The sequence below is a fragment of the Kineococcus gurbantunggutensis genome, from assembly GCF_050871925.1.
In the GTDB taxonomy this organism is placed as follows: domain Bacteria; phylum Actinomycetota; class Actinomycetes; order Actinomycetales; family Kineococcaceae; genus Kineococcus.
This window is the reverse complement of sequence record NZ_JBJLSG010000042.1, coordinates 1-12252: the sequence shown is the minus strand read 5'-3', so window position 1 is coordinate 12252 and position 12252 is coordinate 1. Positions and strand designations below refer to the sequence as shown.

The 12252-nt window shown below is 78.0% G+C and carries 11 protein-coding genes; 6 read left to right on the top strand and 5 right to left on the bottom strand.

All coding sequences use genetic code 11. The features are described from left to right. Positions 1–27 precede the first annotated feature (27 nt). From pruA to ACRYR7_RS10320, 3 genes are all read left to right on the top strand, one after another. Positions 28–1662, top strand: coding sequence for an L-glutamate gamma-semialdehyde dehydrogenase (pruA, locus tag ACRYR7_RS10330; RefSeq protein WP_432572003.1), 1635 nt, complete (start codon positions 28–30; stop codon positions 1660–1662). A 66-nt stretch (positions 1663–1728) separates the two neighbouring features. Beyond that, positions 1729–2226 (top strand): phage holin family protein, encoded by a 498-nt coding sequence (locus tag ACRYR7_RS10325; protein ID WP_432572002.1) that lies wholly within the window; start codon positions 1729–1731, stop codon positions 2224–2226. After that, positions 2223–2552 (top strand): DUF3618 domain-containing protein, encoded by a 330-nt coding sequence (locus ACRYR7_RS10320; protein ID WP_432572001.1) that lies wholly within the window; start codon positions 2223–2225, stop codon positions 2550–2552. Before ACRYR7_RS10325 ends, ACRYR7_RS10320 begins: the two co-directional genes overlap by 4 nt. Positions 2553–2692: 140 nt before the next feature. Here ACRYR7_RS10320 and ACRYR7_RS10315 read toward each other — a convergent pair whose 3' ends face one another. Both ACRYR7_RS10315 and ACRYR7_RS10310 read right to left on the bottom strand, forming a co-directional pair. Further along, complete coding sequence (locus tag ACRYR7_RS10315) at positions 2693–3790, bottom strand: LLM class flavin-dependent oxidoreductase (protein ID WP_432572000.1); 1098 nt, start codon at positions 3788–3790, stop codon at positions 2693–2695. 158 nt (positions 3791–3948) lie between these two features. Further along, positions 3949–4713: an ANTAR domain-containing protein gene (locus ACRYR7_RS10310; protein ID WP_432571999.1), complete on the bottom strand. Its 765-nt coding sequence runs from the start codon at positions 4711–4713 to the stop codon at positions 3949–3951. Positions 4714–4846: 133 nt separating this feature from the next. Between ACRYR7_RS10310 and ACRYR7_RS10305 the strand changes: the two genes are divergently transcribed. Then, positions 4847–6910, top strand: a complete 2064-nt coding sequence (locus tag ACRYR7_RS10305) for a SpoIIE family protein phosphatase (protein WP_432571998.1) — start codon at positions 4847–4849, stop codon at positions 6908–6910. On the opposite strand, the gene ACRYR7_RS10300 is transcribed toward ACRYR7_RS10305, so the two are convergent. Beyond that, entirely contained in the window at positions 6850–7302 is a 453-nt protein-coding gene (locus ACRYR7_RS10300) for a hypothetical protein (RefSeq protein ID WP_432571997.1), read from the bottom strand. The two genes, ACRYR7_RS10305 and ACRYR7_RS10300, sit on opposite strands and share 61 nt — an antisense overlap. Beyond that, positions 7299–7844: an FBP domain-containing protein gene (locus ACRYR7_RS10295; RefSeq protein ID WP_432571996.1), complete on the bottom strand. Its 546-nt coding sequence runs from the start codon at positions 7842–7844 to the stop codon at positions 7299–7301. The genes ACRYR7_RS10300 and ACRYR7_RS10295 overlap by 4 nt, the downstream gene beginning before the upstream one ends. A gap of 129 nt (positions 7845–7973) precedes the next feature. On the opposite strand from ACRYR7_RS10295, the gene ACRYR7_RS10290 reads away from it, so the two are divergent. Continuing rightward, complete coding sequence (locus ACRYR7_RS10290; RefSeq protein WP_432571995.1) at positions 7974–9926, top strand: putative bifunctional diguanylate cyclase/phosphodiesterase; 1953 nt, start codon at positions 7974–7976, stop codon at positions 9924–9926. 36 nt (positions 9927–9962) lie between these two features. Beyond that, positions 9963–11357, top strand: coding sequence for an APC family permease (locus ACRYR7_RS10285; protein ID WP_432571994.1), 1395 nt, complete (start codon positions 9963–9965; stop codon positions 11355–11357). 9 nt (positions 11358–11366) lie between these two features. Here ACRYR7_RS10285 and ACRYR7_RS10280 read toward each other — a convergent pair whose 3' ends face one another. Then, a complete protein-coding gene (locus ACRYR7_RS10280; RefSeq protein WP_432571993.1) occupies positions 11367–12056 on the bottom strand; it encodes a hypothetical protein in 690 nt (229 codons plus the stop codon). Positions 12057–12252 lie beyond the last annotated feature (196 nt).

The window sequence follows — 12252 nt, the reverse complement described above, 5'->3', positions numbered from 1 at the left end:
AGAACCGCTGAGCCCCCGGAGGTCGTCGTGCAGTCCGTGACCGAGGTCCCCGCCCCCCGCAACGAGCCGGTGCACGGCTACGCGCCCGGCAGCACCGAGCGCAAGCTGCTCACCGACCAGCTCGCCGAGCAGGCCGCGAACCCCGTGGAGATCACCCAGACCATCGGCGGCGTGCAGTCCCTCGGCGGCGGCGAGCGCGTCGACGTCGTGCAGCCGCACCGGCACGCCAGCGTGCTGGGCACCTTCGCCGCCGCCACGCACGCCGACGCCCGCGCCGCCGTGGAGGCCGCGGTGGCCGCCGGCCCGCAGTGGGCGGCGATGGACTACGAGGACCGCGCCGCGGTGTTCCTGCGCGCCGCGGACCTGCTGGCCGGCCCGTGGCGCGAGAGGATCGCCGCCGCCACGATGCTGGGGCAGTCCAAGACCGCCCAGCAGGCCGAGATCGACGCGCCCTGCGAGCTGGTGGACTTCTGGCGCTTCAACGTCGCCTTCGGCCGCCGCCTCATCGCCGAGCAGCCGGTGTCCTCCCCGGGGGTGTGGAACCGCCTGGACCACCGCCCGCTGGAGGGGTTCGTCTACGCGATCACCCCGTTCAACTTCACCGCCATCGCCGGCAACCTGCCCACCGCCCCGGCCCTGATGGGCAACACCGTGGTGTGGAAGCCCAGCCCGACGCAGATGCTCTCGGCGCACTGGACGATGCGCCTGCTGGAGGCCGCGGGCCTGCCGCCGGGCGTGGTGAACCTCGTCGGCGGCGACGGCCGCGCCGTCTCCGACGTGGCGCTGAGCGACCCGCGCCTGGCCGGGATCCACTTCACCGGCTCCACCGCCACCTTCCAGCACCTGTGGCGCACTGTGGGGGAGAACATCGCGGGCTACCGCACCTACCCGCGCCTGGTGGGCGAGACCGGCGGCAAGGACTTCGTGGTGGCGCACCCCTCGGCCGACCCCGAGGTGCTGTCCACCGCGATGCTGCTGGGCGCGTTCGAGTACCAGGGGCAGAAGTGCTCCGCCGCCTCGCGCGCGTTCGTGCCGCGCTCGGTGTGGGAGCGGGCGGGCGCCGGCTTCCTGGAGCGGGTGGACTCCCTGGCGTACGGGGACGTGACGGACCTGTCGAACTTCGGCGGCGCCGTCATCGACGCGCGCGCCTTCGCCAAGAACGCCGCCGCGATCGAACGCGCCCGCGCCACCGCCGGGATCGAGGTCGCCGCCGGCGGCACGTGCGACGACTCCGAGGGCTACTTCGTGCGCCCCACCGTCCTGCTCGGCGAGGACCCCGGCGACGAGGCGTTCCGCACCGAGTACTTCGGGCCCCTGCTGGCCGTGCACGTCTACGACGACTCCCGCCCCGGCGCCTGGGAGGACGTGCTGCGCCTGGTGGAGTCCGGCTCCCCGTACGGCCTGACCGGCGCCGTGGTCGCCCAGGACCGCCTCGCGGTGCGGCAGGCGCAGGACGCGCTGCGCTTCGCGGCGGGCAACTTCTACGTCAACGACAAGCCCACCGGCGCCGTCGTGGGCCAGCAGCCCTTCGGCGGCTCGCGCGCCTCGGGCACCAACGACAAGGCCGGCTCGATCCTGAACCTGCAGCGCTGGACCAGCCCGCGGGCCCTGAAGGAGACCTTCGTGGCGCCCACCACGCACGTCTACCCGCACATGCGCTGACGGGCCCGGGGCGGCCGCGGCGATCTCGGGTTTCGCCGCGGCCGCCCGCGGGGTACACCGGTGGTCATGAGCCACGACAGGAGCTCCACCAGCGCGGACGACCTCAGCGTCGTGCACCGCCCCGGCGCGCGCACCGCCTCCTCCCAGGCCGGCCCCGGCCCGGTCGCGTCGAGCACCCCGCACGAGGAGTCCGTCGGCCAGCTCCTCAGCGACCTCACGCAGCAGATGTCGCGCCTGGTGCGCGACGAGGTGCAGCTCGCCAAGATCGACCTCACCGAGAAGGGCAAGAAGGCCGGCCTGGGCCTGGGCGCCTTCTCGATCGCCGGGCTGCTGGCGTTCTTCGCCCTCGGCGCCCTGGTGACCACCGCGATCGCCGCGCTCTCGCAGGCCGTGGACGTCTGGCTGGCCGCGCTCATCGTGGCCGTGGTCCTGCTGGTGCTGGCCGCGGTGGCCGCCCTGGTGGGCAAGAAGGAGGTCCAGCAGGCGACGCCGCCGGTGCCGCAGGCCGCCGTCGACGGCGTGAAGAAGGACGTCGAGGCCGTCAAGGAGGGTTTCACCCGATGAGCAGCACCCAGCCCACCCCGCCCACCGACCGCGCCGAGCTCGAGCGCGACATCGAGCAGACCCGCGAGCGCCTGGCCGCCACCGCCGACGCGCTGGCCGCCAAGGCCGACGTCAAGGGCCAGGCGCAGGCCAAGGTCGAGGACCTCAAGGCCCAGGTGCAGCACAAGGCCGCCGACGTGAAGGACCGCGCCGTCACCTCCGTGCACGGCGCCAGCGACAGCGCCCCGGGCAGCCCGAAGCAGCAGAGCGGCGCCCTGGTGGGCGTGGTCGTCGCGGCGGTGGCGCTGACGGTCGTGCTCCTGGTGCGCCGCCGCCGCCGCGGCTGAGCACCGCACCCCCCGCACCACCGCGACCCCCCGACCGACCGTGGTCGAGGAAGTGTCCACTTCCTCGACCACCGCGGGCCGGGGGGTCGCGGCGTTCCCCGGGGACCCGCGGTCCCCGGGGGGACCCGCGGGTGCCGCCGTCAGGCGGTGGCGTCCTGCGCCACCGGGGCGGCCGGCGCGGGCAGCGGGTGCGAGGGGACGGTCGCGCCCGCCTCGGCGCGCACGATCGGGGCGACCTCGGTGCCCAGCAGCTCCACCGCGCGCATCACCTCGCGGTGCGGCATCGTGCCCGCGCTCAGGTGCAGCATGAACCGGTCGATGCCGAGCTGCTCGCGCTGCAGCAGGACCTTCTCCGCGACCTCCTGCGGGGAGCCGACGAGCAGCGCGCCGCGGCGGCTGCGCCCGGCCTCGTAGCTGGTGCGGCTGAAGGGGTGCCAGCCGCGCTCGCGGCCGATGACGTTCATCGCGTGCCGGTACGGCTCGAAGTGCACCTCGGTGGCGCGCTGGCTGGTGCCGGCCACGAAGCCGTGCGAGTGCGTGGCCACCGGCAGGGTCGCCGGGTCGTGCCCGGAGCGGCGGGCGGCCTCGCGGTACAGGTCCACCAGGGGGCGGAACTGCGCGGGCTCGCCGCCGATGATGGCCAGGGCCAGCGGCAGGCCGAGCGCGCCGGCGCGCACCACGGACTGCGGGTTGCCGCCCACGCCGATCCACACGGGCAGCGGCTGCTGCACGGGCAGCGGGAAGACGCCCAGGCCCTCGACCGCGGCGCGGTGGCGCCCGCCGGGCCAGGTGACGTGGGCGGGGTCCTTCTGGATGGTCAGCAGCAGGTCGAGCTTCTCGCCGAACAGCTCGTCGTAGTCGCCCAGGTCGTAGCCGAACAGCGGGAAGGACTCGATGAAGGAGCCGCGCCCGGCGAGGATCTCCGCGCGCCCGTCGGAGAGCCCGTCGAGGGTGGCGAACTGCTGGAACACGCGCACCGGGTCGTCGGAGGAGAGCACGGTGACGGCGCTGGAGAGCCGGATGCGCGAGGTGCGCGAGGCGGCGGCGGCCAGGGCGACCGCCGGGGCGGAGGCGGCGTAGTCGGGCCGGTGGTGCTCGCCGAGGCCGTAGACGTCCAGGCCGACCTGGTCGGCCAGCTCGATCTCCTCGACGACCTCGCGCAGCCGCTCGGCGTGGCTGATCGTGGTGCCGCTGCTGTCGGGCGTCGTCTCCGCGAACGCGCTGATGCCGATCTCCACGGTGCTCCCCTCCCCGGCGCCCGCAGGGCGCCCCCATCCGGTGCCCCGTCGGCACCTCGTTGAATCCTCAACCAGCCGGGGGGTGCGCCTCTTCCCGCCCCCGCCCGACGTCACCCGCGCGAGCCCTCACCCGCGCGGGCCCTCACCCGCGCGGGCCCTCACCCGTGCCCGCCGCCTGCGCGCGGGTGCGGCGGGCGCGGGTCGCGCCGCTGCGGCGCCTCCCGCAGCGCTTCCCGCACCGCCGCGGGCAGCGGCTCGCCGCGCGCCGCGCGCGCCGTCACCTCCTCGGCCACCGAGCGCGCCGGCGCGCCGCTCAGCCGCGCCGCGTCCAGCATCGCCTGCCACGCGGCCTCCGCGCCCACCGCGGCCTCGCGCACCAGCACCCCCACCGCCTGCTCCAGCACCGGCCGCTCCAGCAGCGCCCGGCGCAGCTGCACCACCGTGCGCTCGCTGCGCTCCAGCCGCTCGCGCAGCTCCCCGCCGTCCAGGTCCCCGCCGCCCGGGTCCGCGAGGCGGGCGCCCGCGCGCCCGCCCGCCTCGCGCGCCGTCGCCCGCGCCAGCGCCTCGCGCGCCCGGCGCACCAGGTCCCGGCCCCGCTCGGCGGGCGCCTCCCCGTGCGCGCGCGCCACCGCCAGGTCCTCGGCCAGCGAGCGCAGCGCGCCCACCTCCCCGTGGGGGCTCGGCACCACCGCGGCGCCGGCCGGCAGCTCGGCGTCCGGGTGCACCCCGGCCCCCAGCTGCACCAGCACCTCCGGCGGCGGCGTCCAGCCCAGCTGCACCAGCACCCGCACCACCCCGGCGGCGCGCACCACCCGCAGCAGCGCCGCGTCGGCACCGCCCGGCCCGTCCCCGCGGCGCTCCTCGCGCGGGCCCAGCACCTCGCGGACGGCGTCGGCCAGCCGCCCGGCCTCCGAACGGGGCACGGAACCTCCCGTCCCCGGACGTCGGCGGCCGGGTCCTCGACCGGACGGGGACGCGCACAGCGTGTCAGCCGTCACCCCGCCCGCGCCAGGGACGGCGCGCCGGTCCGTGGCGCTCTCCACTAGGTTCCCGTCCGTGGAGAGCTTGCCCTTCGCGGACGCCGCCGGGCTCCGTGAGGACTACGAGGCGGTCGACTGGACCACCACTCCCCTCGGCGACCCCGCCGGCTGGTCCCGCGAGCTGCGCCGGGCGCTGCAGGTCGTGCTCGGCACCCGCTTCCCCGCGCTGGTGGCGTGGGGGCCGGAGCTGGTCATGCTCTACAACCAGCCGTACGCCGACATGGTCGCGGACAAGCACCCCGCCGCCCTGGGCCGCCGCGTGCGCGAGGTCTTCCCCGAGGCGTGGGACGGCATCGCCCCGCTCTTCGAGGAGGTGTTCGCCGGCCGCGCCACCTGGTCGGTGGACATGCCCCTGCCGCTGCAGCGCAAGGGCTTCCTGGAGGAGGCGTTCTTCACGTTCTCCTACTCGCCCATCCGCGGCCAGGACGGGGAGGTGCTGGGCACCCTGGACATCGCGGTGGAGACCACCCGCCAGGTGCAGGACCACCGCCGCCTGGAGCTGCTGACCCTGCTCGGGGACCTGGCCACCGACCTCGACGAGCCCGCCGAGGTCGCCGCCCGCGCCCTGGACGTGTTGCGCACCGCCCCGCTGGACCTGCCCGAGGTCGACCTGCACCTGCCCGGCGCGGCCGGGGCCGGGCACCGGCGCGTGCTGCCCGCCGCGCCCGAGCCGCTGCGCCCGCGCCAGGTGCTGGTGCGCCCCGGCGAGGGCGGGCCGCTGGCGTGGGTGCCGGTCCCCGCCGCCCTGGGCGAGACCTCGCCCGGCGTGCTGGTCGCCCGGCTCAGCCCGCACATCGCCCCCGACGCCACCTACCGCGACTTCCTGCGCCTGGTCGCCGCCACCGTCGGCGACGGGCTGTCCGCCGCGGCCTCCTACCAGGCCGAGCGCCGCCGCGCGGACCTGCAGGCGTGGCAGGCGCGGCGCCTGGGCGGGCTCGTCGCGGTGGCGCAGGCGCTGCCCGACGTCGACGGCGAGGAGGACGTGCTGCGCGTGCTGGAGCGCGGGGCCTCGGCGCTGCTGGGCGCCGACGGCGTCGTGCTGGGCGTGCTGGAGCCCGACGGCTCCGGCACCGCGGGCCTGACCGTGCTCGGCGACCCGCAGGACCCCGCCGCCGCCGCGCTGCCCGCGGCGCTGCGCGGCGTGCCCGTCGCCGACGCCGCGCGCGGCACGGCGGCGTGGCCGCTGCGGCTGACCGACCGCACCGCCGGGGTGCTGGGGCTGTCCTGGCGCACCCCGCGCGAGCTGCGCCCGGAGGACCGCGACCTGCTCACCGCGCTGGCGGCCTCGGCCGCGCAGGCGGTGGACCGGGTGCGCGCCCGCCGCGCCGAGCGCGAGGCCGCCGACGCGGTGCGCTCCCTGGCCGAGACGCTGCAGCGCAGCCTGCTGACCTCCGCCCCGCAGCCGGAGCACCTGGAGATCGCCGTGCGCTACCTGCCGGCGGCCGAGCACGCCCAGGTCGGCGGCGACTGGCACGACGCGTTCCTGACCGCCTCGGGCACCGCGTGCCTGGTCATCGGCGACGTCACCGGCCACGACCAGGACGCCGCCGCGGCGATGGGGCAGGTGCGCAACCTGCTGCGCGGCATCGGCTACTCGCTGGAGGTCTCCCCGGCCTCGGCGCTGTCGGCGCTGGACCGGGCGATGCGCGACCTGGGCGTGGGCGCGCTGGCCACCGGCGTGCTCGCCACCGTCGAGCCGGTGGAGGGCCTGCGCGCCTGGCGGCTGCGCTGGTCCAACGCCGGGCACCCGCCGCCGGTGGTGCTCGCCCCCGACGGGCGGGTGCAGGTGCTGCGCACCGACCCGGACCTGCTGCTGGGCATGGACGCGGAGTTCCAGCGCGCCGACCACGTCCACGGCCTGGTGCCGGGTGCCACGGTGCTGCTGTACACCGACGGGCTGGTGGAGCGCCGCGGCGCCTCCATCGACGACGGCCTGGACTGGCTGGCCTCCACCGCCGCCCGCTTCGCCGACCTGGGCCCGGACGCGGTGTGCGACGCGGTGCTCGCCGAGGTCGCCGGTCACGCCGAGGACGACGTGGCCGTCCTGGCGGTGCGGGTGCGCGCCGAGCCGGTGGCGTAGCCGCCCCCGGCCAGGCCCGCCCAGCGCTCGAAGACGTTGCGGCGCGGGTCGTTGCCGGTCAGCAGGGCGTTGAGCCCGTACAGCGCCAGGAACGGCGCGGTGCCCAGCAGCGCGTACTGGTCGGCGTGGCGCGCCTCGTGCCGGCGGCGCACCGGCCCGCCGAGCCCGCCGTGCAGCCACGCGTTGCCCACGGTGGTGCCGCCGCGGCCGTAGGTGCGCGGCGGCATCGGCGCGCACTCCACGAGCAGGTCCGCGCCCACGACCGGGCGCACCCCGTGCAGGCGCGCCCAGCCCACCGCCACCAGCGTCGCCGGCAGGTTGCGCCAGGCCCGGTACACCTCCCAGGCGCGGCGGGCGCGCGCCGGCGCCCGCCCGCCGCCCGGCGCGCTCACGCGCCCGCGAGCACCGCGCCGACGAGGGCGGCGCAGCGCTCGTGCAGCGCCCGCTCGCGCTCGGCGATGCTCGTGCCGGCCCGCGGGCGCAGCGTCGGCGTGGCCCGCAGCAGCCGCACGTGCTCGGCGCAGGCCAGGTCGCGGCAGGCGCGCACGGCCACCTCCCCGTCGCCGGCGGGGCGGGCCGCGGCGAAGACGGTCACGTGCCCGGCGGGGCGGGTGGTGCCGCACAGCTCGCACTGCGCCTCGCTCTCGGCCCCCCGCCGCCCGGCCGCGCGCAGCGCCAGGCCGACGACCCCGCCGCCGCTCGGCACGAGCAGCCAGCCGTGCTCGGGCGAGCGCGCGTCGCACCAGCCGACGACCTCCCGGCGCGGGTCGGCGCCGCGCACCCGCTCGGGCAGCCGGGCGCGCCGGGACCACCCGCGCCTGCGGTTGACCAGCACGGACCCCACCCGGGCGGGGTCCCACGGCGCTGCTGCGCCCGGGTCGACCGGGGTGCGGTCGGCGTCGTCGGGGGTGCGGGGGGTGGCCGTGGTCGGCACCGGGAGCTCCTCTCGTGGCCGCGGCCGGCGGCGGGCCGGTGCGCGCGCTGGGAGGTTACGCCACCGCCCGGCTTCCCCCCGGGGGCACTTCTTCTAGACAATCGCCGGGACACGCGCAGGGAGGTGCCCGTGACGACCGACCACCCGCTCGCGCAGCGCCGCGCCCCCGCGCCCGCCGCCGCGCCCGTCGCCGTCCCCTCCGCCGTCCCCGCCGTGCCCGCAGTCCCCGCCGTCTTCCCCGCGGCGATCGCCCCTTGCCCCGCCGCCGCGCCCCCGCCGTGCCCCGCCGCCGCGCCCGCGGCCCGCTCCGCCGCCGCGGGCCCGCGCGGCGCCGGCGCCCTCGCCCGCCGGGTGTTCGCGTCGCTGTCCGCCGCCGTGGTCGTCGCCGACGCCCGCGGGGTCGTCCTCGACGTCAACGACGCCTTCGAGGAGCTGGTGCGCGCCTCGCACCAGCCGCTGCCCGGGCGAGCGGTGCAGGACCTGCTCCTGACCGCCGGGGGCCCCCTGGCGGTGGAGGAGCTCGTGCGCCACCTGGGCACCGCCGGCGGCGGCCTGGCGTGCGAGGTGCTCGTGCGGCGCCTGGACGGCACGACGTGCCCCGGGCGCGCCACCGCGGCGCTGGCCCGCCTCGACGGCCGCGACGTCGTGGTCCTGCAGGTCCTCGGCGGGGACGGCCGGCGCCCGGCCGGCGGGCACCCGCACCGCGCCGACCTCTCCGACCGCACCGACCGCGCCGACCGGGCCGACCCCGTCGACCGCGACCCGCTGACGGGGCTGCGCACCCGCGCCGCCCTGCTGGAGGAGCTGGACCGCCGCCTGGCGGTGCCCGGCCCCCCGCTGGCGCTGCTGGTGTGCGACCTGGACCGCTTCCGGGTCCTGAACACCGACCTGGGCCACGAGCCGGCCGACGAGGTGCTGGTGACCACCGCCCGCCGGCTGCTGGCCCTGGCCCGCGGCGGCGACCTGGTCGCCCGCCTGGGCGGCGACGAGTTCGCCGTCGTCGTCGAGGAGCCGGGCGGCCCGGACCGCCACGACGGTCACGACCGCCCGGACCGCCCGGCCTGCCCGGACGGCCCGCCGCCCGGCGCCGCGCTGGAGGCCGCCCGCCGGCTGGCGGCCGCGCTGCGCGAGCCGATGCGCGTGGGCGTGCACGAGGTCGCCTGCGCGGCCGGCGTCGGCGTCGCGCTCGCCGAGCGCCGCGGGGACCGCGACCCCGACGCGCGCGCGCTGCTGCGCGACGCCGGCACCGCCCTGCGCGAGGCGAAGTCGACCGGTCCCGGCGCGGTGCGCCTGTTCCGGCCCGCGATGCGCGAGCGGGTGCTGGGCCGCCGCCGCCTGGAGGACGAGCTGCGCCGGGCGCTGCGCCAGGACGAGCTGGAGGTGCACTACCAGCCGGTGGTGCGCCTGGCCGACGGCACCCGCACCGGCTTCGAGGCGCTGGTGCGCTGGTCCCACCCCGAGCGGGGCCTGCTGCTGCCCGAGCTGTTCCTGCCGGTGGCCCACGAGGCCGGCCTGGCCACCGCCGTCGACGCGTTCGTGCTGGAGCGGGCGCTGGACCTGCTCCAGCGCCGCCCGGGCGTGCACGTCGCGGTGAACACGTGCGCGGACCGCTTCGACGGCACCTTCGCCGACGAGGTCGCCGCGGGCCTGCGCCGGCGGGGCGTGGCGCCCTCGCGGCTGGTGGTGGAGCTGCTGGAGCACTCGCTGCTGCCCGGCGACGCCACGACCGCGCGAGAGCTGCAGCGCCTGGCGGAGACCGGGGTGGGCCTGGCCGTGGACGACTTCGGCACCGGGTACTCGGCGCTGGCGCACCTGCAGAACCTGCCGGTGACGGCCCTGAAGCTGGACCGCGCCTTCGTCACCGGCCTGCCCGGGGACGTCGCCTCCGACCGCATCGCGGCGGCGGTGGCGGGCCTGGCGCGCGGCCTGGGCCTGGTGCCGGTGGCCGAGGGCGTCGAGACGGTCGCGCAGGCGGTGCGGCTGCGCGCGCAGGGCTGGGAGCTGGCGCAGGGGTGGTTCTACGGCGCCCCCGCGCCGGAGCGGCACTGGTACCCGGGGCCGCGCAGCGGCACCATCGGGTAGACCGCTCGTCCGGCACGACAGGCCCGGAGGTCGACCGTGAGCACCAGCAGCACCCCCGCCCCCACCACCGCCGGGCAGCAGCCGGAGCTGAAGCGGGTCCTGGGCCCGAAGCTGCTGCTGCTCTTCGTCGTCGGCGACATCCTCGGCACCGGGGTGTACGCGCTGACCGGTCAGGTCGCCGGCGAGGTCGGCGGCGCCGCGTGGCTGCCGTTCCTCGTCGCCTTCGCCGTGGCGACCCTGACGGCGCTGTCCTACCTGGAGCTGGTCACGAAGTACCCCCAGGCCGCCGGCGCCGCCCTGTACGTGCACAAGGCGTTCGGCGTGCAGTTCCTCACCTTCCTGGTGTGCTTCGTGGTGATGAGCTCGGGGATCACCTCGGCCTCGGCGGCCTCGCGCGCCTTCGCGGCGAACCTCGCCGCCGGCCTGGGGTGGGCGGCGAGCGACGGCGCTGTCCTGGCCGTCGGCCTGGTCTTCATCGGCCTGGTGATGGCGGTGAACTTCCGCGGCGTCGGCGAGAGCGTGCGGCTGAACGTCGTGCTGACCCTCGTGGAGCTGTCCGGGCTGCTGCTCGTGATCGGCGTGGGCGCCTGGTTCCTCGCCGGCGGCGAGGGCGACTTCTCCCGCGCGGTCGCCTTCGAGACGCCCGGGGACAAGAGCGTGCTGCTGGCGGTGAGCACCGCGACCTCGCTGGCGTTCTTCGCGATGGTCGGCTTCGAGGACTCGGTGAACATGGCGGAGGAGACCCGCGACCCCAGCCGCGTCTTCCCGCGCGTGATGCTCACCGGCCTGGGCCTGACGGCCGTGGTCTACGTGCTGGTCTCGATCTGCGCGGTGGCCGTGGTGCCGGTGGGGGAGCTGCGGGCCAGCGAGACGCCGCTGGTGGAGGTCGTGCAGACCGCCGCGCCGGGGTTCCCCGTCTCGGACCTGCTGCCGTTCATCTCGATGTTCGCCGTGGCGAACTCGGCCCTGATCAACATGATGATGGCCAGCCGCCTGCTGTACGGGATGAGCAGGCAGGGCGTGCTGCCGCCGGTGCTGGCCACCGTCCACCCGTTCCGGCGCACCCCGTGGGTCTCGATCGTCCTGACGACGGCGATCGCGGTGGCGCTGCTGGCGTACGTCTCGCTCTCGCCGGACTCCCCGGTGGTGGCCGTCCTGGGCGGCACCACCTCGCTGCTGCTGCTGACGGTGTTCTGCGCGGTGAACGTCTCGGTGCTGGTGCTGCGCCGGGACCGGGTGGGCCACGGGCACTTCTCCGCCGGCCGGCTCGCCCCGGTGCTGGGCGCCCTCTCGTGCGCGTACCTGGTGCTGCCGTGGACCTCGGGGCGCTCGCTGGAGCAGTACCGCATCGCGGGGCTGCTGCTGGCGCTGGGCGTGGTGCTGTGGGCGGTCAACCACGTCGCCGCCCAGCGCCGGGCCGCCGCGCGCTGAACCCGCGCCTCAGCGGTCGTGGCGGGCGCGCCCGGCGCGCGAGCCGGCGTAGGCGGGCTCGCGCAGGCGCAGCCACCGCTGCGGCACCGCCATCCCCGGCACCGGGTAGCGCCCCGGGTCGAAGGTGAGCACCCGGTCCGGGGCGGTGGCGGGGTCCTCGCGCAGGTGCAGCTCCGCGAACGGCCGCCACGGCCCGCGCGGGGCGGCCACGGCGAGCAGGAACCGCCCCGCGCGCCAGCGCGCCGCGGTCAGCAGCGGACCGGCGGGGGTCCGGAACGCCGCCACGCTGGAGTAGGTGCCCGAGCGCCAGTCCAGCGCCGGTCGCAGCACGCGCCGCTGAGCGCCGCGGTCGCCGGTGGTGGACATCAGCAGGTCGCGCGGCTCGCCGTCGGGGCCGGTCACGCGCAGCGCCAGGCCCAGGACGTCCGGCAGCGGCCGGGGCAGCCCGGCGGCGCGGGAGAAGCGCACGAGGGCGCGGTCGGTGCCGGGCTCGTCCAGCCACGCCACCCCGGTGCGCTCGCGCAGCCCGTGCCGGGCGAGCTCGGCGGCCACGACGGCGCCGCGGGTGTGCACGGCCTTGCCGCGGCGCGCGGCGGCGGCCAGGCGGAACGCGGTGCGCAGCGCGGGGGAGTCCGGCACGCTCCCGGGCCGCTCGGGCAGCGTCGTCCCCGCCTCGGGCACCAGCTCCGCCGCGCTCACCCCGCCATCCTGGGGCGCACCCCCGCCCCCCGCACCCGCACCCCGCCACCCACCCCCCGCACCCGCGTCCCCCTCCCCACCCCCCGGGGGGGGGGGGGGGGGGGGGGGGGGGGGGGGGGGGGGGGGGGGGGGGGGGGGGGGGGGGGGGGGGGGGGGGGGGGGGGGGGGGGGGGGGGGGGGGGGGGGGGGGGGGGGG